Origin of the sequence: Haemophilus sp. HMSC61B11, from assembly GCF_001838615.1 — a bacterium.
Classification (GTDB): Bacteria; Pseudomonadota; Gammaproteobacteria; order Enterobacterales; family Pasteurellaceae; genus Haemophilus_D; species Haemophilus_D parainfluenzae_AD.
This window is the reverse complement of sequence record NZ_KV837971.1, coordinates 1-22,822: the sequence shown is the minus strand read 5'-3', so window position 1 is coordinate 22,822 and position 22,822 is coordinate 1. Positions and strand designations below refer to the sequence as shown.

Annotated in this window: 20 protein-coding genes, 1 tRNA gene and 4 pseudogenes; 14 read left to right on the top strand and 11 right to left on the bottom strand. The window is 36.5% G+C overall.

Features of this window, described 5'->3' with window-relative positions; all coding sequences use genetic code 11:
• Positions 1-175: 175 nt before the first annotated feature.
• From HMPREF3263_RS04305 to HMPREF3263_RS04280, 6 genes are all read left to right on the top strand, one after another.
• Entirely contained in the window at positions 176-820 is a 645-nt protein-coding gene (locus HMPREF3263_RS04305; protein ID WP_005696069.1) for a tetratricopeptide repeat protein, read from the top strand.
• 116 nt (positions 821-936) lie between these two features.
• Positions 937-1,707, top strand: coding sequence for a threonine/serine exporter family protein (locus HMPREF3263_RS04300; RefSeq protein ID WP_005696071.1), 771 nt, complete (start codon positions 937-939; stop codon positions 1,705-1,707).
• Positions 1,708-1,711: 4 nt separating this feature from the next.
• Complete coding sequence (locus HMPREF3263_RS04295; RefSeq protein WP_005696072.1) at positions 1,712-2,173, top strand: threonine/serine exporter family protein; 462 nt, start codon at positions 1,712-1,714, stop codon at positions 2,171-2,173.
• A 206-nt stretch (positions 2,174-2,379) separates the two neighbouring features.
• Positions 2,380-2,655: a YceK/YidQ family lipoprotein gene (locus HMPREF3263_RS04290; protein WP_005696073.1), complete on the top strand. Its 276-nt coding sequence runs from the start codon at positions 2,380-2,382 to the stop codon at positions 2,653-2,655.
• 85 nt (positions 2,656-2,740) lie between these two features.
• Positions 2,741-3,997, top strand: coding sequence for a tetratricopeptide repeat protein (locus tag HMPREF3263_RS04285; protein ID WP_005699062.1), 1,257 nt, complete (start codon positions 2,741-2,743; stop codon positions 3,995-3,997).
• A gap of 106 nt (positions 3,998-4,103) precedes the next feature.
• Complete coding sequence (locus HMPREF3263_RS04280; RefSeq protein ID WP_005699034.1) at positions 4,104-5,249, top strand: tetratricopeptide repeat protein; 1,146 nt, start codon at positions 4,104-4,106, stop codon at positions 5,247-5,249.
• 94 nt (positions 5,250-5,343) lie between these two features.
• On the opposite strand, the gene HMPREF3263_RS04275 is transcribed toward HMPREF3263_RS04280, so the two are convergent.
• Positions 5,344-5,826, bottom strand: coding sequence for a Dps family protein (locus HMPREF3263_RS04275; protein ID WP_032804145.1), 483 nt, complete (start codon positions 5,824-5,826; stop codon positions 5,344-5,346).
• A gap of 353 nt (positions 5,827-6,179) precedes the next feature.
• Here HMPREF3263_RS04275 and HMPREF3263_RS04270 point away from each other — a divergent pair, with 353 nt between their 5' ends.
• From HMPREF3263_RS04270 to cdd, 5 genes are all read left to right on the top strand, one after another.
• On the top strand, positions 6,180-7,778 hold the full coding sequence (locus HMPREF3263_RS04270) for an ABC transporter substrate-binding protein (protein WP_070853014.1): 1,599 nt from the start codon (positions 6,180-6,182) through the stop codon (positions 7,776-7,778).
• A 291-nt stretch (positions 7,779-8,069) separates the two neighbouring features.
• Positions 8,070-9,023, top strand: a complete 954-nt coding sequence (locus HMPREF3263_RS04265) for an ABC transporter permease (RefSeq protein ID WP_014065363.1) — start codon at positions 8,070-8,072, stop codon at positions 9,021-9,023.
• Positions 9,023-10,999 carry a dipeptide/oligopeptide/nickel ABC transporter permease/ATP-binding protein gene (locus HMPREF3263_RS04260; RefSeq protein WP_005696081.1) on the top strand — a complete coding sequence of 659 codons (1,977 nt, stop codon included), beginning with the start codon at positions 9,023-9,025 and terminating at the stop codon, positions 10,997-10,999. Before HMPREF3263_RS04265 ends, HMPREF3263_RS04260 begins: the two co-directional genes overlap by 1 nt.
• Position 11,000: 1 nt before the next feature.
• Positions 11,001-11,813, top strand: a complete 813-nt coding sequence (locus HMPREF3263_RS04255; RefSeq protein WP_005696082.1) for an ABC transporter ATP-binding protein — start codon at positions 11,001-11,003, stop codon at positions 11,811-11,813.
• A 170-nt stretch (positions 11,814-11,983) separates the two neighbouring features.
• A complete protein-coding gene (gene cdd, locus HMPREF3263_RS04250; RefSeq protein ID WP_049370985.1) occupies positions 11,984-12,859 on the top strand; it encodes a cytidine deaminase in 876 nt (291 codons plus the stop codon).
• Positions 12,860-12,945: 86 nt separating this feature from the next.
• Here cdd and metE read toward each other — a convergent pair whose 3' ends face one another.
• The 4 genes and pseudogenes from metE to HMPREF3263_RS04230 all read right to left on the bottom strand — a co-directional run.
• Positions 12,946-15,219: a 5-methyltetrahydropteroyltriglutamate--homocysteine S-methyltransferase gene (gene metE / locus HMPREF3263_RS04245; RefSeq protein WP_005699044.1), complete on the bottom strand. Its 2,274-nt coding sequence runs from the start codon at positions 15,217-15,219 to the stop codon at positions 12,946-12,948.
• A 188-nt stretch (positions 15,220-15,407) separates the two neighbouring features.
• Positions 15,408-15,669: pseudogene (locus HMPREF3263_RS04240) on the bottom strand (SemiSWEET family transporter).
• 251 nt (positions 15,670-15,920) lie between these two features.
• Positions 15,921-16,130 (bottom strand): TOBE domain-containing protein, encoded by a 210-nt coding sequence (locus HMPREF3263_RS04235; protein WP_005696093.1) that lies wholly within the window; start codon positions 16,128-16,130, stop codon positions 15,921-15,923.
• 68 nt (positions 16,131-16,198) lie between these two features.
• Positions 16,199-16,828 (bottom strand): annotated as a pseudogene (locus tag HMPREF3263_RS04230) (ABC transporter substrate-binding protein); the annotation flags it as partial.
• Between HMPREF3263_RS04230 and HMPREF3263_RS10925 the strand changes: the two are divergent.
• Positions 16,829-17,618 (top strand): annotated as a pseudogene (locus HMPREF3263_RS10925) (VirD4-like conjugal transfer protein, CD1115 family); the annotation flags it as partial.
• A 77-nt stretch (positions 17,619-17,695) separates the two neighbouring features.
• Positions 17,696-18,226 carry a hypothetical protein gene (locus tag HMPREF3263_RS04220; protein WP_070853013.1) on the top strand — a complete coding sequence of 177 codons (531 nt, stop codon included), beginning with the start codon at positions 17,696-17,698 and terminating at the stop codon, positions 18,224-18,226.
• Between the two features lie 247 nt (positions 18,227-18,473).
• Here HMPREF3263_RS04220 and HMPREF3263_RS10835 read toward each other — a convergent pair.
• The 3 genes and pseudogenes from HMPREF3263_RS10835 to ttcA form a co-directional block, all read right to left on the bottom strand.
• Positions 18,474-18,649, bottom strand: a pseudogene (locus tag HMPREF3263_RS10835) (iron ABC transporter permease); the annotation flags it as partial.
• 107 nt (positions 18,650-18,756) lie between these two features.
• A complete protein-coding gene (locus HMPREF3263_RS04215; protein WP_070853012.1) occupies positions 18,757-19,086 on the bottom strand; it encodes a TusE/DsrC/DsvC family sulfur relay protein in 330 nt (109 codons plus the stop codon).
• Between the two features lies 1 nt (position 19,087).
• Positions 19,088-20,017, bottom strand: coding sequence for a tRNA 2-thiocytidine(32) synthetase TtcA (gene ttcA, locus HMPREF3263_RS04210; protein ID WP_070853011.1), 930 nt, complete (start codon positions 20,015-20,017; stop codon positions 19,088-19,090).
• Positions 20,018-20,349: 332 nt separating this feature from the next.
• Between ttcA and HMPREF3263_RS04205 the strand changes: the two genes are divergently transcribed.
• Positions 20,350-20,895, top strand: coding sequence for a hypothetical protein (locus HMPREF3263_RS04205; RefSeq protein WP_005698997.1), 546 nt, complete (start codon positions 20,350-20,352; stop codon positions 20,893-20,895).
• Between the two features lie 176 nt (positions 20,896-21,071).
• On the opposite strand, the gene HMPREF3263_RS04200 is transcribed toward HMPREF3263_RS04205, so the two are convergent.
• The 3 genes from HMPREF3263_RS04200 to ftnA (HMPREF3263_RS04190) all read right to left on the bottom strand — a co-directional run bounded on the left by HMPREF3263_RS04200 (position 21,072) and on the right by ftnA (HMPREF3263_RS04190) (position 22,358).
• Positions 21,072-21,157 (bottom strand) — tRNA-Leu (locus HMPREF3263_RS04200).
• A gap of 194 nt (positions 21,158-21,351) precedes the next feature.
• Positions 21,352-21,852: a non-heme ferritin gene (ftnA, locus tag HMPREF3263_RS04195; RefSeq protein ID WP_005698992.1), complete on the bottom strand. Its 501-nt coding sequence runs from the start codon at positions 21,850-21,852 to the stop codon at positions 21,352-21,354.
• A gap of 20 nt (positions 21,853-21,872) precedes the next feature.
• Positions 21,873-22,358: a non-heme ferritin gene (gene ftnA, locus HMPREF3263_RS04190; RefSeq protein ID WP_005696115.1), complete on the bottom strand. Its 486-nt coding sequence runs from the start codon at positions 22,356-22,358 to the stop codon at positions 21,873-21,875.
• Positions 22,359-22,822: the final 464 nt, after the last annotated feature.

Genomic DNA, 22,822 nt, shown 5'->3' with positions numbered 1-22,822 from the left:
AAACTTATTTTGCTCAGAAGAAAGATCTCAGTGCAAAACTTAGATAATAATGATTGAAGCCTCATCTATTCGACATCTACATGCTAAAATGACAAAATATTTCCAACTTTACACTTTCAATTATTGTGAAAAAAACAGAATATTAAAAATGACTTCATTAAATAAGGAAACCAACATGAAATTGACAAAAACACTTCTCACTACAGCTATTCTAGGCTTTTCACTTGCTTCTTGCCATTCAACAGGTTTGACAAATACACCGGACCAACAGCTTGATCAAGGTTTTGAAGCGGTCAAAAAAGGAGATTACCAAACAGCGTTGAAACTTTGGAAGCCTCTGGCTGATCAAGGGGATGCAAGAGCTCAATATAATTTAGGCCTTATGTATCGTAATGGAAATGGTATACAAGACGATGTTGAAGCAGCAAAATGGTTTCGAAAAGCAGCGGAAAACGGGGATGTAAAAGCTCAACATAATTTGGGCATGATGTATGCGAAAGGAGAGGGCGTAGAACAAGATTATGTTGAAGCGGTGAAATGGTACCGAAAAGCAGCGGATCAAGGGGGGCTACGTTCTCAATATAGTTTGGGCGTGATGTATTATAATGGAGTAGGTGTAAAACAAGATTATGTTGAAGCAGCGAAATGGTACCGAAAAGCGGCGGATAAAGGATATACAATGGCTCAATTTAATTTGGGCCTGATGTATCGCGATGGAGAAGGTGTAAAACAAAATAGAACTGTAGCCAAAGAATGGTTGGGTAAGGCTTGTGATAGTGGTGATAAAAAAGGTTGTTTGTATTATAAAAAATTAAAATAAGGTGAATTGTAATATTTCCTAACTTTGACTTGGATCATAGGTACAGTCATTTTTTCAGTATTTTTTATTTATCGATCTATAATCTTTTACGTCTATTTTAATAAGAGCGTAAAGATATGGAGCAAGAATATCAGCGTGCGGTTACCCGAATTTGTGTGCAAACCGCCTTGTTATTATTACAACATGGAGCAGAAAGTGCTGTTGTTGTGCAAATGGCACAGCGATTGGGAGTTGCCTTAGGCATTGAAAGCGTGGAGTGTGCTTTAACGGCAAATGCCGTATTACTTACCACACTTTCCAAACAACATTGTATTACCACTATACGTAAGAATGTTGATAAAGGCATTAATATGCAAATCGTTACAGATGTTCAACGTATTGTGATTGCGGTAGAGCGTCGTTTATATGATTTATCGATGGCACAAACGAAACTGGATAAATTAAAACCACTAAGATATAACCGTTATTTGGTGGTTTTTATGATTGGTTTATCTTGCGCCTCTTTTGCTCATCTTTCTGGCGGTGATATGACAATTTGTATAATTACCTTTATTGCTTCCGCCATCGCCATGTTTGTTCGACAAGAAATTTCTAAACGTCATTACAATCCACTCATCGTTTTTGCTATTACCGCATTTGTTGCCTCACTTATTTCAGGTATGAGTTTGAAATATAGTTTAGGCAACGATCCCCATATCGCATTAGCTTCTAGCGTTTTATTGCTCGTTCCAGGATTCCCATTAATTAATTCACTTGCGGATATTTTGAAAGGATATGTCAATATGGGATTAGGTCGATGGACCATAGCCACCGTTCTCACCTTTGGTGCTTGTTTAGGTATCGTCTTTGCATTAAATCTTTTAAATATTGTTTCTTGGGTGGGGTAATTAGATGCTTTTACTGAATTTACTCGATGATATGTTTTTTGCAGCCATCCCGGCAGTAGGATTTGCTTTAGCATTTAATGTTCCCCCTAAGGCCTTAATGTACTGTGCTATTTTAGGAGCACTTGGACATATCACAAGAACCTTATTACTATACTTTGGTTTGCCTATTGTTTTTTCTACCTTTTTTGCAACTTGTGTCATTGGCTTTATTGGCGTACATTTGTCTCATCGTTATTTAGCTCACCCAAAGGTTTTCACTGTTGCCGCAATTATTCCAATGATTCCTGGTGTTCAGGCTTATAAAGCCATGATTGCGATTGTACAAATTCATCATTATGGATTTTCCGATAAATTATTTGAGCAAATGATTAGTTCTTTTATCAATACCAGTTTTATTTTAGGTGCTCTTGTTTTTGGTTTAGCCTTGCCAGGATTATTGTTTTATAGACAAAAGCCTGTCGTATAAAAGTGAAGTGTTTTGATAAGAGATCGAATAATTTTAGTATAAGGGCATGTTTAACATGCCCTTATCTTTTTATAATCAGCTCATTAACTCGTCCATTTTTATTTTATATTTGAATTTGTTGTTATTCTTCTTGAGTAGTTGAGTAAACAACTATATTATTCACCCCTATTATATTTAATAAACATTATCTTTTGGGAATTTAATTTATGAAAATTTTAAATAAATCGTTTCTTTTGGCTATGATGTTGCCTTTAACTGGGTGTGGTACCTTAATGACTTTAGATCAACCAGAGGTTTATAGTGGTGTTCAAGAAGATGTTTCTCGTCTTACCTTTTCTAAAACCGCTCCAGCAGGAGATGTTGGTGAGGCCTTTGGTACAATTCTTTTTTATCCATTTATCATTATTGATGTTCCATTAAGTTTCGTTGGCGATACCTTAATGTTGCCAGTTAAGGGTATTCAAAAATTATCACAAGATTAATTTCAAATAAAGAGCGGTTAGATTTCACGATGTTTTTATAACATAAAGTAGAAATATAACCGCTCTTAAAATAGAAGGAATAAAAATGCTTAATCTTACTGCAACTATCATTGCAACTATTATTGCCGCAAGCACATTAAACTCACTTCCTAAGTTATCACAAGAACATACTAGTGATATAACTTCAATGACACAGGAACAACGTATTGAAAAAGCAAAAGCGCTTTATGAGAAAGGTTTTGATTATGAATATGGGATCACCAAAACGGTTGATCGTACTTTAGCGGATAAATTTTTAAAAGATGCTGCTGATTTAGATGACGCTGATGCCCTCTTTTTCTTAGGGATGAATGCGATAGATAATGGCGACCTTGAACAAGCTAGAAAATATGCTGATTCTGCTATTGAACTAGGAAACATGGCAGGAAAATTTATATTGGGAGAAATTTCCGAACAGGAAGATTTAGGGAATTCTGAAGAACTATATTCGGCTGGTTTTAAAGCATTAAAAGAAAAGGTTAAACAGGGCGATTTACATTATTCCAATGTACTTGGCTATGCTTACCGTTTCGGTATCGGCACTGAAGAGAATATTAAACAGGCAATTAAAGTTTTTACCCCTTCAGCTGAGCAAGGTAATGCGATGTCATTAGGACATTTAAGTGAACTTTATCTTGAACAAGATAAAATTGAAAAAGCTAAACAGCTGATGCTAAAAGCGGCTGAAAAAAATAATGATGTGGCACAATACAATTTAGGTTATAGCATTTATGAAGCAGGCTCAGAAGAATCACTTTATTGGCTAAATAAAGCTGCTGAAAATAATAACCTCCAAGCCATCATGTATTTAGCTAGTTATTATCATAATCAGGATATAAACAAAGCGATTTATTATTATCAAAAAGCTGCCGAATTGAATGATTCTCAGGCTATGCTTGAATTAAGTTATTTATATGAAAATGGCGAAGGTGTAGAAAAGGATGATAAGAAAGCCATTGAATTATTAGAAGAAGCGTTTCGATTACAGAATGTAGAAGCGATGAATGAGCTTTCTATTCGCTATTTAGAAGGTAGAGGTGTAGAACGAAATTATGAAATGGCAGAAGCGTTATTTAATAACATAATTGCATTGGATGAAAGTTTAAGTGAGAAAGAAAAAGCGCCATATAATTTATATTATCAATTTGCAGAACGTTATGAAGAATTTGCCAAAGATGATAATGCAGCATTAGAAGCTTATAAACAAGGGTACGAAATTGAAAAGAAAGAAACCAAACGAGATAATAAAGAAATTAAAGCAAAAATTAAAGCATTAGAAGCAAAATTAAATAAGAAAAAATAATGAAAGTGCGGTTAAATTTCACCGAATTTTGCAAATACAAGGAAGAAATTTAACCGCTTGTCATTCTTAATGGAATCAGAATAATTCTCTAATAAAAGGAATCCAAATGACAAATATCGTCGCATTAATTGCTGCAACCGTATTAAATCTACAAACTCATCTTATACCTGTGAAATCGAATGAAGCTCTAGCAGACTTGGTGATAATTGAACAGATACCAATGACACAAGCCCAGCGCGTTGAAAAAGCAAAAGCGCTTTATGAAGAAGGATATGATTATTTCTACGGCATTACGCGCCCCATGAATCGTACGAAAGCGGTAGAGTATTTTGGGGGAGCTGGAAAGTTGGAGAATGCGGATGCTTTATTTTTCTTATCTATTCATCAAAAAAATAATGACAATTTGAAGGAAGCTGTTCAAGCAGCGAAAAGCTCGATTGAGTTAGGGAATGAGGCGGCTAAAATTGAATTAGGTGAAATTCAAGAAGATGAAAAATTGATGAAAGAGGGGTTCAATGCACTTAAAAATAAAGTGGATTCTGGCGATATGCATTATGCGAATTCTTTAGGCTATGCTTATGAATTTGGAATCGGTACTTCACTAAGTATCAAAGAGGCAATGAAATACTATGAAATGTCAGCAAAACAGAATAATGCGATAGGGATAACGAATCTTGCCGATCTTTATATTCAAGAAAATAAATTGAAAAAAGCGAAGCCTTTATTAATTAAAGCCGCAAAAAAAGAATATGGCTATGCACAGTATTTACTCGCGATGAATTTTTTTGATCTTTATTCTGAAAACAACAAAGAGGCATTATTCTGGTTAGAAAAGGCAGCGAATAATGATGAGCCAGAAGCACTTTTTCAATTAGGCGTCTATTATTCAGAAGGGAATGATTTAGCTAAATCTATTAAATATTATCAACGCGCAGCTGAGCTTAATCATGCGGATGCAGCACTTGAGTTAAGCTATATCTATGATGAAGGAGCCATTGTTGAGCAAGATGATGATAAAGCTTTATTCTTTCTTAAGAAGTCCGCAGAATTAGGTAACCAAGAGGCGATTGAGGAATTAGCCGCTCAAGCATTAGTCTCTCTAGACCAGAACGGGCAAGGCAATATGGATGCTAAAGAAGCAGAGTATTGGATTAAAAAAGCAGGTTATACGGATGAAATGCTTAAAGAATTAGATAAGCTACAAGAAAAAAGTTTAGAGATGTTTAAAAAAACGCAGAAAGAGAATCAGTAAAAGCAAGAATTAATGGTATAGAAAGAGATATATGTTTTAAAGACAAAATAAAAACCTGCTTTTTGCAGGTTTTTATTTTATGGAAATTTTTTAATTAAGCATGGCAAGTTTGACAAGCTGCTTGGAACATCCAAACAAGTTTTTCTTGTTCTTTGATGTAGTCGCTCATTTGAGACGCTGTACCTTCATCATCAGATTCACCTGCTAATTCAAGAATTTCACGTTGTTGCTCAAGTAATACTTTTAATCCTTCTAATGTGCCTTTTAAGCAAGATTGTGCATCACTTACTCCTAACTCTTCTTTAATACGTGAGTCTTTGAAGTATTGTGAATAACCGTTATGTGGTGTGTAACCTAAAGTTAAGATACGTTCTGCGACCTCATCAACTTTTTCTACTAAATCTGTGTAGATTTCTTCAAATTTTGCGTGTAATTCAAAAAAGTTTACGCCTTTAATGTTCCAGTGGTAACCACGCACGTTAGTATAGAAGACTTGATAGGTTGCTAATAATTCGTTTAATTTTGCTGCTAATTTTTCAGATGCTTTTTTATCTAAACCGATTGATGTTTTTGACATAGTATTTTCCTCTTTATTGTTGATTAAAATGTTATTCCCTTGCTTGGGAAGTGCGGTCATTATAAGCATCATTTTTTCTGATGGCTATTTCATATTATCTAGTGATTCAATAGTTAAAATCTATTCATAATAAATTATACATAGTTAAAAGCTTTTGTTTCAAGTTACAAAAAACTCTGTGAAGTAGATCACACATTCAATATTTCCCCTTTGACAGAATGAATCGAAGATGATTATGATTGATACAAATCATTTTATTCTAAGATTTGATTGCTTTACTTCATTTTCGAATGAAATGTTTGGCTAGGTTTAAAAACCAAAAATATGATTTTATTACTCATCAGGAGTTTAGTATGACAAAGCATTTTTCCTTTGAAACTAATGAATCTCGTCGTCATTTTATGAAACTTATGGCTGGCGTGGGGGCAGGTATTGCATTTAGTGGCACATTAGGCACATTTACACCAAAAGCCTTTGCTGCAGACATTAAAGGTAAAACCATTGAAGCGGGGATTGCTTATCCACTTTCTACTGGTTTTGACCCAATGACATCAAGCGGTGCTTCACCTTATGCCGCAAACTTGCATATTTTTGAAGGTTTGGTGGATTTACATCCTGCAACTCGTGAACCTTATCTTGCTTTAGCTGGAAAAGAGCCAGAACAAGTTGATGAAACAACATGGCGTATTACTTTACGTGAAGGTGCAACTTTCCATGATGGCGCCCCCGTCACCACTGAAGACGTTGTGTATTCTTTCAATCGCATTATGGATCCAGCCAATAAATCACTATTTGTGATGTTTATTGATTTCGTTGAAAGTGTGAAAGCGGTAGACGATAAAGTGGTGGAATTTAAATTGAAATATCCATTTGCTTTATTCGCTAACCGCTTAACTTGCGTGAAAATTGTACCGAAACATGTGATCGATAAAGTGGGACAATCTGCATTTGATGCACACCCAATTGGTTCTGGCCCATTCAAATTTGTTTCAGCAGTGAAAGATGACAAAATCGTCTTTGAAGCTTATGAACCTTACAATGGTAAATATCCAGCACAAGTTGAAAAAATGTCTTGGTTATTACTTTCTGATGCAGCCGCTCGTGTAACTGCACAAGAGTCTAAACGTACTCAAGCAATGGAAAGTGTGCCTTATTTAGACATTAGCCGTTTGAAAAATAAAAAACAACAAGTGCAATCTGTTCAATCTTTCGGCTTGCTATTCTTAATGTTTAACTGTGAAAAAGCACCGTTTAACAATCCGAAAGTACGTCAAGCATTACACTATGGTTTAAACACTGACAAACTTGTTGATATTGTATTTGATGGTAATGCAGAAGCTGCAACATCATACTTACAAACGACTCACCCTGATTATATTAAGGCATCAACTCAATATCCTTATGATCCTGATAAAGCCTCGGCATTATTAAAAGAAGCCGGTGTAACTGAGCTTAAATTTGAATTGCTCGCAACCGACCACGACTGGGTGAAAGAATCTGCACCATTGATTTTAGAGTCTTGGAACAAGATTCCAGGTGTGAAAGTCACTTTACAACACTTACAATCGGGTGCGTTATATAGCAACAACGTGGATCCAGGTGTGTATGAAGTAGCCATCGCGCCGGGTGACCCATCCGTGTTTGGTAACGACTTAGACTTGCTTTTAAGCTGGTGGTATCGTGGTGATGTATGGCCGAAACGTCGTTTCCGCTGGAGCAACACCCCTGAATTTGCGAAAGTGACAGAATTGCTCAATGCAGCTGTGAGAGCAAAAGATCACGCTGAAGCGAAAAAATCATGGGAAGAAGCGATTAACATTATTGCGGCTGAAGTACCACTTTATCCGATTGTTCACCGTAAACTCCCTTCAGCATGGGATGATAGCAGCCTTGAAGGTTATCAACCATTAGCGACAACCGGTTTATCTTTCCTCGGTGTGGGCCGTAAATAAAAGCACTTTTTAATGTTTGGGCTGTTGATCAATCAACAGCCTTTTTTCTTTCTTTTTAACACCAAAGTGCGGTCATTTTTTCCCCTGTTTTTCAATCATTTTTGCTCTCTATTTTATTTCAAAAAAATCTTTGTGAAGCCGATCACAGATTTGAACTTTGCCCTAGGTACTTGGATTGACAGGGTATAGAGCGGATATTATGATTTGTATAAATCATTTTGTTTTTTAATTTGATTGTTTCACTTCATTTTTAATTTAATGAATTTCTCAAAATAGAATAGGAGAGGTCAGATGGAAATGATACTTCGATTATTGTTACGCCGATTGATGGCTTTGCCGGTCATGATACTTGGTGTAACAGCACTCGTCTTTGTCGTGCTTCAATTCACGCCGGGTGATCCTGCTACAGTGGCATTAGGCGAAAGTGCTAGTGAAGCGGCAAAACAACTTTACCGCGAATCACATGGCTTAAATGATCCACTCTTTGTTCAATATTTTCGTTTCTTAGGCAACTTACTTGTATTGGATTTTGGTGTGACGATGCCACCAGAATTACCCATCAGTAGCATGCTAGCGAAATCTTTCCCAATCACATTACAACTTACCTTAATTGGCGTGGTGTTTGCGGCAGTAGTGTCTTTCTCATTAGGTGTACTTGCAGCGCTTTATCGTGATAGCTGGGTAGACCAAGTGATTCGTTTAATCTCTGTTGCAGCGGTTGCGACCCCATCATTCTGGTTAGGTATCTTACTTATTCAATGGTTCTCTTTGGAATTAGATTGGTTGCCTTCTGGTGGTTTTGTACCATTCAGCGAAAGCCCAATGGGGTATATCAATTCCATGATTTTGCCATCTCTTGCACTTGCTGTGCCAGTATGTGCGTCATTAATTCGTGTGGTGCGTACAACCATGGTTGAAGAAATGGATAAAGACTATGTGAGAACAGCGATTGGTAACGGTGTGCCTTATGCAACCGTTATTCGTCACAACGTATTACGTAATGCCTTAATTACACCTGTGACTGTATTAGGCTTACGTGTAGGTTACTTACTTGGTGGTGCGGTAGTTATCGAACAAATCTTTGACTTACCAGGTATGGGTAAATTGATTTTTAACGGTATCGTCAACCATGACTTGCACTTAGTACAAGGTGTGGTACTAACAATCGCCTTTACCTTCGTTTTAGTGAATATTATCGTTGATATTCTCTATGTATTGATTAACCCTAAAATTCGGAGTCTATAATGTTTCGTCAAGGTTTAGCAGATCGATTAGCTGCAAGCGGTGCGAGATTCCGAGCACTTTCCACCGCATCAAAAATTTCATTATTATTCTTAGTTTTCGTTGCTTTAGTGGCGGTGTTTGCCCCTTGGGTCGCAACACATGATCCATTAGAAGTGATCGCACGTATGCGTGCTCCAAGTGCGGAATATTGGTTTGGGACTGATCGACTTGGTCGTGATATTTTCTCTCGTATTGTTTACGGCGCCCAAACGTCCTTATTTATCGGTTTAGGTGCGGTAGCTTGTGCCATTCTTTTCGGTAGTGTTTTAGGGGCTACTGCAGCGACATCTGATAAATGGGGCAATGAAATTATTATGCGCTTAATGGATATTTTAATGGCTTTCCCGGGTATCGCATTAGCGGCAGTGTTATTAGCAACCTTTGGTAACTCTGTACCGGTCATTATCATCACCATTGCCGTAGTTTATACCCCGCAACTTGCTCGAGTGGTTCGTGCGAACGTGGTATCACAATGGGATGAAGACTATGTGCGTGCTGAACGCGTGATTGGTGGTAGCCGTACTTATATTCTTCTCAAACACGTTGTACGCAATACTGCTGCACCGGTTTTAGTCTTCGCAACCGTAATGGTGGCAGATGCTATAGTATTCGAAGCTTCACTTTCTTTCTTGGGTGCAGGTGTACAACCACCACATCCTTCATGGGGTAACATCCTTTCTGAAGGTCGTAACATCGTATTAAATGGTGCATGGTGGGCGACAACCTTTGCAGGTGTGATGATTCTTTTAACCGTGTTAGCCTTAAATATCTTAGCGGAAGGTCTTACTGATGCATTGGTTAACCCGCGCTTAAAAGGCGGTAAAAAACCAGAAGGCAAATCAGATGAACGTCTTTCTACTGACGTACAAGAAGCGCTTTCTGAAGGTCTTGCGTTAAAACGTTACTTACTCAAATTACATGAAAAAGAAATCACACGTACTAATCGTATGCAATTAGATCCAAATGCAAAACCGATTTTACAAGTGAAAAACTTATCTATTCGTTTCCCAAATCGTTATGGTGACATTCCATTGGTCGATAATATCAGCTTCACCGTAAATGAAGGGGAAACCATGGGGTTAGTAGGTGAGTCTGGTTGTGGTAAATCTATTACCGCATTCTCTATCATGGGCTTGTTACCAAAAACAGCAAAAATTACCGGGGAAGTGCTTTTCACCGACCGTAGTGGCAAACAACATAGCTTACTTAATTCTAACAATTTAAGTGAATTGCGTGGTTCTGAAATTGCGATGATTTACCAAGACTCTTTAAGTGCGTTAAACCCATCAATGCGTATTAAAGATCAAATGGCACAGCTCATCAAACGTGGCAGTCACCATACCGCAGAAAAATTGTTGGAATGGGTACACCTTGATCCTGAAAAAGTGTTGAATCGTTATCCACACGAACTTTCTGGTGGTCAACGTCAACGTGTGGTGATTGCAATGGCATTAACTCGTGAACCGAAATTATTAATCGCCGATGAACCAACAACTGCATTAGACGTAACCGTTCAAGCTGAAGTAGTGAAATTATTGAATGAACTACGTGAAAAACTGGGGTTTGCAATGGTTTTTGTCAGCCACGATTTAGCCTTGGTTGCTCAATTAGCCCACCACATTACGGTAATGTATGCAGGGCAAGTGGTTGAAATGGCACCAACATCCTTATTGCTTGCTAATCCAACTCACGAATATACCCGTGGCTTATTGGGCTCTGTACTTTCAACTGAAGTCCGTGCGAAACGCCTATATCAAATTCCAGGCAGCGTACCATCGCCTTACGATTTTGCTACAGGTGACCGTTTTGCAAGTCGTTCATTGCGACCAGATGCAAATCCAGAACAAAAATTGGTATTAACCGCTGTGGAAGGCGAGCCGTCTCACTTGTGGGCTTCTCATCTAGCTAAGCCTGTAACGGAAGCGAAAGGAGCATAATATGAGCAGTAGTATTAAAGTCATTAAAGAACAAAACATCATCGATTTAGAAAATATCGTGGTGCAATTTCCTTCTCGCGACGGTTCGTTGTTTGGACGTAAAAAATTCACTGCGGTGAACAATGTGAGTCTTGGCATCAAAGCAGGGGAAACCATTGGTTTAGTTGGGGAGTCTGGCTGCGGGAAATCTACCTTAGCCAACGTGATTATTGGCCTTCTTAAACCAACATCAGGTTTAGTGAAATTCAACGGCTTACAAATGCAATATGGCAGCTCAGAAGCAAGAAAACAATTCGGTCGCCAAGTATCGGTCATTTTCCAAGACCCAGCAACCGCACTGAATCCTCGCATGAAAGTGTTGGATATTTTGCGTGATCCAATGGATATTCACAATGTGTTACAACCCCATGAACGGGAAAAACGCGTGTATGACTTGCTTTCTCGCGTAGGTTTACCACGTTCTGCAGCACAAGTTGAGCCAACTCGTTTATCGGGCGGGCAAAAACAACGTGTGGCGATTGCACGTGCTTTAGCGCTGAATCCAAAACTGATTGTGGCGGATGAGCCGACTTCTGCATTAGACGTATCCGTTCGTGCTCAAGTGTTAAACTTATTGGCGGATTTGAAAAAAGAACTCAATCTTGCCATGGTGTTTATCTCTCACGATATCCAAACCGTACGCCAAGTATCTGATCGCATTGTCGTAATGTACGGCGGTCAAATTTTGGAAACGGGTAGCACCGAAGATATTTTCAACCACCCAACAGTGGATTACACAAGAAAATTACTTGGTGTTGCACCATCGTTGTTATAAAACGAGTGAATAAAATATCTTAATTTATGACCGCACTTTAAAAGTGCGGTTATTTTTTTGTTTATTTTTAATGTTGATAAATGATTGGAAACATATTTCGAAATGCTTTTAGCGTTTAGGTTTTTTCTCAAATAGCGTAGAATGGACATATAAAAATAAGGAGATTTAATATGCAACAAAAAATTCAACAAGCATTAGCCGATTCGCCACTTTCAAATGCAATTCTTTCTGCATTAGAAGAACAAGAATGGAAAGGTTTTTTACCAGCTGAAAAAGTGCGGTCAATTGGTGATGAATTTAAGCTTACGCCTGTTCAACTAGGTTTGGCACTTTTGCCCGTAGCGGCTTGCTATAGCCACACCCCAATTTCAGAATTTCATGTTGGCGCGATTGCGATTGGTGAAAGTGGTGATTTTTACTTTGGTGCGAATCAAGAATTTAAGGGGGGTAGTATGGCTCAAACCATCCATGCTGAACAAAGTGCGATTAGCCACGCATGGTTACGTAATGAACCTCGCATCACGGATATCGTGGTGAATTACACGCCTTGTGGTCACTGTCGTCAATTTATGAATGAGCTTTATCAAGCGCAAGATTTGAAAATCCATTTGCCACACAGCCAAAATAATCCACTTCCTCAATATTTACCCGATAGCTTTGGCCCAAAAGATTTAGGCGTTGATTTGCTTCTATTAAACAAAGAAGAACAAGGTTTCACATTGACGACAGAAGATGAAGTGGCAAATAAAGCGATTTTAGGGGCAAACCGAGCACATTCACCTTATTCTAAAAGCCCTCATGGTGTTGGCATTTTATTTAAAAATGGGGAAATGATTTGTGGTCGGTATGCAGAAAATGCAGCATTTAACCCAAGCTTACCAGCAATGCAAACGGCGATTAATTTTGCTTATTTAAATCAATTGGATGTATCAAAAATTGAGCGAGTAGTATTTGCAGAGAAACCATTGCGTTTAAGTCACCGCAAGATGGCAGAGCAGTTATTGAAGAGTCTCTGCAAGGTGAAAATGGAATATATTAGCCTGTAAGTGCGGTCAAAAATGAATTTGTTTTGAAATAAAAGAAAAAGGCGAACAGAGATCATTTCTCATGTTCGCCTTTCTTTTTACTGATTTTATGCTAATTCAGCACGTAATTTTTTCGTGACATCAACCATCACTTTTAATGCAGCAATTGTTTCTGGCCAACCGCGTGTTTTCAAACCACAGTCTGGGTTTACCCATAAACGTTCTTTCGGCACCACTTGTAATGCTTTGCGAAGAAGATGTTCAATTTCTTCTGCTGCAGGTACTCGAGGACTATGAATGTCATATACACCTGGGCCAATATCATTCGGGTATTTGAAATCACCAAATGCGGTGAGTAATTCCATGTCAGAACGCGAGGTTTCGATAGTAATGACATCGGCATCTAAGGCTGCAATAGCCGGTAGAATGTCGTTAAATTCGGAATAACACATGTGTGTATGAATTTGAGTATCATCTTGGCAACCCATTGAGCTTAAACGGAAGGCTTCGCCTGCCCATTTTAAATAAGCATCCCAATCTGCACGTTTTAACGGTAAACCTTCACGAATAGCTGGCTCGTCAATTTGAATCACTTTGATGCCTGCCTTTTCTAAATCTAATACTTCATCAGAAAGGGCTACTGCAATTTGTTTACAGACCGTTTCACGAGAAATATCGTTACGTACGAAAGACCACTGTAAGATTGTGACTGGACCGGTTAGCATGCCTTTCATCACTTTATTGGTAAGGCTTTGGGCATATTGCGACCAACGTACCGTCATTGGTTCTGGACGAGTAACATCACCGTAAATCACTGGCGGTTTCACGCAACGTGAACCATAACTTTGTACCCAACCAAATTTGGTGAAAGCAAAACCATCGAGTAGTTCACCGAAGTATTCCACCATGTCGTTACGTTCTGCTTCGCCATGTACCAATACATCTAAATCTAATTTTTCTTGCTCACGTACAACAAATTCAATTTCTTTTTTCATTGCAGTTTCGTAATCAGTTAAGCTAAGCTCACCTTTTTTGAAGGCAGCACGGGCATGACGAATGGCTGTCGTTTGTGGGAAAGAACCAATATTCGTCGTTGGCAGAAGTGGTAAATTTAACCACGCATTTTGTAATTTAATGCGTTCCGCAAATGGCGATTTACGTTGGTCAGCATTTTTTGGTAGATTTGCTAATCGTTCTGCCACACAAGTGCGGTGAATTTCATGCGAGTTTTTACGTGCATCCGCAGCAGCTTGAGAAGCCGCTAATTCAGCTTGAACCGCTTCACGGCCTTGCTCAAGAGCTGTCTTAATAGCACGTAATTCTTGAATTTTTTGTAACGTGAAAGACAACCATTGATAAAGCTCAGGCTTATTGGCTTGTAGTTGTGTTTCAACCTCTAAATCATAAGGCGTGTGGAGAAGTGAACAGCTTGGCGCAACCCATAAACGATCACCTAATTTCGCTTTTAATGGTTCAACCACATCTAACACTTGATTTAAATTTGCACGCCAAATATTACGGCCATCAATGATGCCCACGGATAAGATTTTGTCGTAATCCGCAAAAGCAGCAAGTTGTTCTGGTGCGCGTACTAAATCAATATGTAAACCTGCAACAGGTAGGTTTTTTAACAAATCAGCATGTTCTGCCACAGAACCAAAATAAGTCGCAAGCAATAATTTCGCTTTTATTTGTTCAGTAAAAGTGGCGTAAACCACTTTATAAGCGGCAATCCATTCTGCCGGTAAATCTAAGGTGAGAGCGGGTTCATCAATTTGAATATATTCTACGCCTTCTGCAGCTAACGCATTTAAAATTTCAACATAAACTGGCACGAGTTTTGTTAATAAATCAAAGCGATTAAATGCAGCGCCTTTTTCTTTACCTAACCAAAGGAAGGTGAGTGGACCAACGATTGTTGGTTTGACTTGATATCCAAGCGCTTTGGCTTCACGAATTTGAGTCACATAATGTGCTGGGTTTGCTTTAAATTGTGTCTCTTTATGGAATTCTGGTACGAGATAATGGTAGTTGGTATCGAACCATTTTGTCATTTCAATCGCAAATTGTGTTTTATTGCCACGCGCCAATTGGAAATATTGATCGAGCGTTAAGTTTTGGCTATCGAAACCAAAACGAGTAGGAATTGCACCTGTTGCCACTTGTAAATCTAAAATATGATCATAAAGTGTAAAATCAGCCACCGCGACAAAATCAGCATTTGCCTTGGCTTGGTGTTGCCAGTTTAGTTCACGTAATCTTTTTGCAATATCTAATAAATCCGCTTCTGAAATTTCGCCACGCCAGTAACGCTCTTGAGCAAATTTAAGTTCACGTTTTGCGCCTACACGCGGAAATCCTGCTAAATGAAATGTTGTCATAATTAATCCTTCTATTGTCTTTGTTTAGTTTAGACGTCTAAACGTCTGTTCATTAATAGAATGCAATAGAATAAAAGATTATACAAGTTCATAATTTTCAGGTTTTAAATGAATTAAATTAATAAACAAAAAGACTGCACTTTAAGATTTCTAAAAGTGCGGTCTTTTTTGTATGAGGTTTTATAGTGTTATAAGGCAGTGACGAAAGTAATCAAGCCTAGAATCACACCTGGTGCATTAGCTAATGAAATAGACAATCGCGTTTTTCTTTTAACAAACCATAAGCCACCCATAAACTATACAGTTAATCATCGTGGCAAAAGGTTGTAACCAACCTCCTTTTTGACCCGATAAATTTAGACCAATTTGTTGCAAGTAAGACACATACATACAAACTGAAGTAAATGTTGCGACATAGCCTAAAATGGTAATAAAACGTTGATTTGTCATTTGCTCTCCTAAGTTTAACAGAATAATCCAAAAGTAGATTATTAACCGAAAATTGATAATGTGTAAAAATTATATAATATAATTAATGAAAAGTTAATAAATAACAAAATAGAGCAAAGATCGTTTCATTTTAGTTAAGGATAAAATGCATTTTATTAGAAGGGGAATAAAGAGATTAGAGAGAAAAAGACAAAAAAATAACCGCACTTTATCGAGTGCGGTTATATAGATTCGGAACAGTTTAGTTGAGATTATTCAACACCAACCATTACAGAGGTCGCTTTGATAATCGCATATGCTTCTTTACCAACTGCTAAACCTAATTCTTTTACTGCATCGATAGAGATGGTAGAAGAAATGATGTTACCGTTACCGATATCAATGTGTACGATTGCGTTCACAGAACCAGTTTCGATTGATTTTACAGTACCTTTAAGTTGGTTTCTTGCACTAATTTTCATTAAGCATTTCCTTATGTTTGAGTTAAAAAGAGTAGACATTATATAGGTAAATATATAATTTGAAAATACTACTTAATAGGTGATAAACCTTTCAAGATTTGCTCAGCATTTTCTTTGCTTAACTCATAACCGTAATACTTTTTATAGAAGGCTTGTGTTTTTTCCACCATGTTTAAATCTTTAAATTGTTCAGGATGGAAGAGTTGAGCTGCCCAAAGAATTTGTAAGGCTTCTTCTGCACTGTAGCGATCCCATGGGAACGTGCCGGTTGGGTTGGCATAAATACGATTATTTTTGACCGCACTTATTGATTGCCATGCAGGATCGCCTTTGATTTTATCTATCGCTGCTTGCGCTTTATTGCCGCTGCTGCCAATGATGATCACATCCGGATTGGCTTGCAAAATAGCTTCCATGGTAACCGTGATCATATTGGCTTCATCTGGTAATACGCTTTTACCGCCGGCTAATTTAATCCATTCACCAATCATCGATTTTCCGCCGTCAATCATCATTAGATCAGAACCTTTAGTGATATGTAATACGGTTGGGCGTTGTTCATCTTTAAGACCTTTAAGACGTTCTTCAACAAATTTAATGTTACCGTCTAATTCTTTGATATAGCTTTCTGCGATTTCAGGCGCTTTATCGCCTAAAACTTCAGCCGTAATCCTTACGGTTTTCTTCAATCCATCAAAAAAACGGCGAAGTCTATTCTTATATCATGTGGTGCAAGGCTTGCTCCTTTCGATATTCAGGAGCTTAGAGACTTGATGAAGGAAGATGAACTTGAGCTTGACACTCTTGGCGATAGAAAGACAGCACTCTTTATTATTATCTCTGATACAGATGATACTTTTAACTTTGTGGTATCTATTATGTATTCACAGCTATTTAATCTACTTTGTGATAAGGCAGATGATGAATACGGGGGAAGATTACCTGTTCATGTAAGATGCTTGCTTGACGAGTTTGCCAATATCGGCTTAATTCCAAAGTTTGAGAAGTTAATAGCGACAATCCGTTCAAGAGAGATTTCGGCAAGCATTATTTTGCAAGCACAATCTCAGTTAAAGGCAATTTACAAGGATAATGCAGATACCATTGTAGGTAACTGTGATAGTACCTTGTTTCTTGGAGGAGAAAACTACACTTAAAGAACTATCTGAAACACTGGGTAAAGAAACCATAGACCTATATAACACATCGGAAACAAGATCCAATGTCAACAGTTATGGACTGAATTACCAAAAGACAGGAAAGGAGCTGATGAGTCAGGATGAGATAACTGTTATGGATGGCAGTAAATGTATTTTTCAGCTTCGAGGTGTCAGACCGTTTTTGTCAGACAAATTCGATATTACAAAGCACAAGAATTACAAGCTCTTGGAAGACTATGATAAAAAGAATATGTTTGATATTGAAGAATACATCAGAAGAAAAGGAAAAGTTAAGATGAATAGAAATACAGTAATTACAAGATTGTAATATTTTCTGTTATAGCTTTATGTGGCATAGGTATATTTGGTATAATAGGCTATATAAAATAATTGGGAGAATATGTAATGATTAATCAAACTATATTTGTAGATAATTTAAGAAAGAGGATGCATGTATCATTTGAAAATAAATTTTATTTAGAATCGATAGCATGTTCATATGCAATAATTGAAAATAGAACAAAGCGTATTTGTGAACATATAGGAAAATCAGTAAATGGAGATATGTTGAATAAAAAAACAGAGTATATTTATAATGCTATTAAAAATAAGGATTTAGAAAGCGATGTAAAAAAGAAAAAAATGATTGGCTTCTTACAATATAGAATTAAGAATACCAAATTATTGGATATTGATTTTTCTAAAGATTATAAAGCATTTAATTTAACGGTTGACAATACAACATTAGATAATCAATTAATAACATTTAGGAAACTTAGAAATGACTTTACTCACGACATGTATAGATATGATAGCACAAATCCGAAATTGATTAATTTTGAGGATTATGTAGATCTTGCAAAAATGGGAATATATGTTGCAGAAAATTTATGTAGTATTTCTTCTGCAATGAAGAGAAAGAAAATGAAATTATAGAGTGCAGAATATTTTATCTTTTAGGTAAATGAAAAAAATGGTATAATATACTAAACAGAGCTTGGATTTTTCCAACCATCCAAAGACGGATGTGGGACTGTAAAAAGTCTGCTCTGTTTTTTTTGTTTATAAAGACGATAGAAAAGCAACATCTATCGTCTTTTTTAATGCCTATTTTCAATTTATATTGCGATCAATAAATAGGAAAAACTCGCAGAGAAGCTAACTAGTATTTCAAATGCCGCTCACGAGGTAAACGAAGATTAAAAAAATGTTGTTTTGCACATCACTGACATTATTACCAATCAGACTTTGCACTACATCCTCAAGCGGAATTGCAAAACGCCCCCAAGAGAGCGAGCAAAAAATCAGCCCAATAAGTAGGCAAAGTAAAAGAGGAAAGGTAAGGGAGAATTTATTCATACACTCAAAATTCATTGTTTTTATAAGTATATAGCGATTGTATTTTTTTGTATGTAGCGAAATTTGAGTAAAAAAATAACCGCACTTTATCGTGCGGTTACGTTATTTTATAAGCATTTAGCTGGTTTTGGCAGACCCGCCAGTTTGGTTGCTTGCTTGGCTGCTCCATCAGGGAAGAGTCGTTGCAAATAGCGGCTATTACCTTTATCAGCACCTAATTTTTCTGACATTGCTTTTACCAGCATTCTAATTGCAGGGGAGGTGTTATATTCTTGATAGAAATCACGCACAAAATAAATCACTTCCCAGTGAGCTTCGGTCAGTTCTACACCTTCTAGCTGAGCGATGTGTTTTGCTACATCCTCATTCCAATCAGCCATATTAAGTAAATAGCCAAAAGCGTCGGTTTCGATTTGTTTTTCTTGTACGGTAATCATATTAATTTACTTCTTTAAAGCTGATCATTTCATTATCGGCGTAGTCAGATGCATCTTCATCATCAAATTTCATTGGTTCGATACGTTCTTCATCAAATGCGGTATCCCCTTCAATGCCATCAAGTGATTGGCCATGTTTAATGCCTTTGAAATCAAAGAGTTTTGGGTCACATAAGTGTGACAACGTAATGTTTTGCATCGCACTAAACATGGTTTCTAAGCGACCTGGATATTGACGATCCCAAGTATTCAGCATTTCCTTCACTACTTGACGTTGTAAATTAGGTTGAGAACCACATAAATTACAAGGGATAATTGGGAATTCTTTAGCTACGGCATATTTTTCAATATCTTTTTCTTTACAATAAGCCAATGGACGAATCACGATTTGCTTGCCGTCATCTGAAATTAATTTCGGTGGCATCGATTTTAGTTTCCCACCGTAGAACATATTCAGAAACAGGGTAGCCAGCATATCATCACGATGGTGTCCAAGTGCAATTTTTGTTGCGCCAAGTTCAGTTGCCGTACGGTATAAAATACCACGGCGTAGGCGAGAGCAGAGAGAGCACGTTGTTTTGCCTTCTGGAATTTTCTCTTTTACGATGCCATAAGTATTTTCTTCAACGATTTTATAATCCACACTAATACTTTGCAGATATTCAGGTAAAACATGCTCAGGAAAACCGGGCTGTTTTTGGTCTAAATTGACGGCTACGATATCAAATTTAATCGGTGCGCTTTGTTGTAAATTCAACAAAATATCAAGAAGTGTATAGCTGTCTTTACCACCAGAAAGACAAACCATTACTTTATCACCATCTTCAATCATGCCAAAATCAGCAATTGCATTGCCTACATTACGACGAAGACGTTTTTGCAATTTATTGAAATTATAAGTCTGTTTTTTATCTTGGTTTTGTTCTGTCATATTGATTACTTTAGCTAATAAAGAAAGCCCTGAATTAACTCAGAGCTTATTAAATCAGTGGTGCCACTTGTTTTACACGTAATGGAAAAATGAAATCGGATTTTGGGGTAATCTTGTATAACAATGGCTCTAAAAAATTTTAGGATTGAACCCGTCCATGTATTATATCACATAAGCTAGAAGTGCCAATTGTTGGTTGATTAGATTGTTTTGACATAGTCCATATCAATATAGTTTAGTTATAGTGAATATTTAACTTTGTGAAGTATATCAAAAATTATTTCTCTATTTAGCTGTATCATTAAATAATTTAAAGTATAAGGAGAAAGATTATGGGATTCTTTTCAAGTTTATTTAAAGTAGCAGTAAAAGAAATTAAAGCAGCAAATACTTCAAGAGCAAAACAATCAAAATATGGAAAAATACTTAGTATAGAGGAAGAGCAACTAGAAAAGTTAATCCAGCAATATGAATCAGAAAGTGATTTAATTTATAAGAAACTTAAAGGTCCTTCAGGTAAAACCTATATGGTGGATGTTAGAGTTGAGACTCCAGATCAAAAGGTGTATATCGACAGACAAGCCATGGAAGACTGTGATACATTTGAATTACCTGATTGGTATGAACGCAAAACAAGCATTAGGACAAAAGCATTAATTTTAATGTATTACACACCTGAAAGTGGCACCACTGAATATAGGGCTGTTGAAGTTCGTTGTTTTGATCTTGAGCAAAATTACTTTTATGGTTTTTGCTTTCTTAGAGAAATGTACTTAACTTTTCGCTTTGACCGAGTTTCAGAGGTCGTAGATTTAAATAATAGAAATCAATCTATTAGTGATTTAAAACAATTTTTAATGAAGACTAAGCAGAAGTAGTTTTTAGCTTATAAATTGGCGTAATTTTAGCGTAATGAATGTATAAACATGCAACAATGGGTAGCATAAGGATATGAAAATAGTTTGAAACATTTCACTAAAATATTTGTAAATAGTTGATTTGTTTATGAACATCCAAAATAAAAATCCCCGTCCAATGAACGAGGATTATAATATGGTGCCTAGGGTCGGACTCGAACCGACACGGTTATTCACCGGCGGATTTTGAATCCGCTGCGTCTACCAATTTCGCCACCCAGGCATTTGGGTTGTTCTGAATTATACGTTTATCTTACTTCGTTGCAAGTAAAATTTCATTAAAAACGTGTAATTGTATTAAATTTCATCAACTTGTGTTCAACGATAAAAGAGAAGTTTGAAATGATTTGATACGTTGTCACAAATAATAAGTAAAATAAAAGCTTAGTATTTCTACTAAGCTTTATGATTCTCTAATTAAGCGGTTTGACCAGCAAGGTTACCTAAATCTTTATCAATTAAGAATAAACCTTTGCCATCTTCGCCAAGAAGATTTAATTTGTCTAAAATACCGCTGAATAATTTCTCTTCTTCGTGTTGTTCTGCAACATACCATTGTAAGAAATTGAACGCAGAGTAATCTTTTTCTTCAAAAGTTTTACCCACTAATTCATTGATTTTACTTGTGATCAATTTTTCGTGTTTATAAGTTAATTCAATGATTTCTTTTAATGATTTGTACTCATGCGCAGGCGCTTCAATTGCAGTGATTACCGCTAATGCACCAGTTTCATTTAAATAAGTGAATAATTTACGCATGTGTTGCATTTCTTCTGCAGCATGAGCTGATAAAAATTTAGCAGCACCTTCAAAACCGTTTTGTTCGCACCATGCGCTCATTTGTAAGTAAAGGTTTGAAGAGTAGAACTCAAGGTTCATTTGATCATTTAATAATTTGATTACGTTTGATGATAACATTTTTTATTCTCCTTTTAAAATTATAATGTTGCTAAATCACGATCGATAAAGTAAAGCGAACGACCGTCTTCACCCACCAAGTTAAATTTATCAATAATGCTATTGAATAATTTTTCTTCTTCGTGTTGTTCTGCAACGTACCATTGTAAGAAGTTAAAAGTAGAATAGTCTTTGTTTGCAAAAGTCACTTCAACTAATTCATTAATTTTAGAAGTAATGAATTTTTCGTGTTCAAGTGTGGTTTCAAACACTTCCTTAAGTGATTTGTAGTCATTTTTAGGTGCATCAATTTTACCTAAAAGTGGCATACCACTTGTTTCACTTACGTATTGGAATAATTTTTGCATGTGTTCTAATTCTTCATCAGCATGACGAAGTAGAAATGCTGCAGCACCTTCGTAACCGTGTTTGCTACACCAAGAACTCATTTGTAAATAAACGTTAGAAGAGTAGAACTCTAAATTGATTTGTTCATTTAACTTATCTGCGATCGCTTTATTAAGCATAACCAACTCCTTTCCTTATTAAGTAGAGATTAAAAATAAAAACAAGACTGCTTAACTTGTCATCGGTGTGCATTCTAATCTCACAAATGAGAATAAGCAAGTATTTTTATAAAAATATTTTTATAAGTCACTAATAACAAAAGAAAAACCAATGTTAATTATTCTCATTTGTGGGGTGTTTATAAAATAAATTCTCATTATCAGATCAAGAATGATGAAATCTGGTGAATTTGATATACGTAATTGTATTCAGAATTCACGTAGCGTTATCTCAAAATTTCAGACTAATTCTAATTATTCCATTTCAAAGACATCCATTTATTTCTTTTATATCCATAACCCAAAATCACTTTATTTTAACCAGTGGCATAAAAGTAGGATAGTTATCCGTTTTGATTTGTGACTTATTCATATATTTAATTTAACATAATATACATTATGCGAAATCAATTACAAGGTTAGTG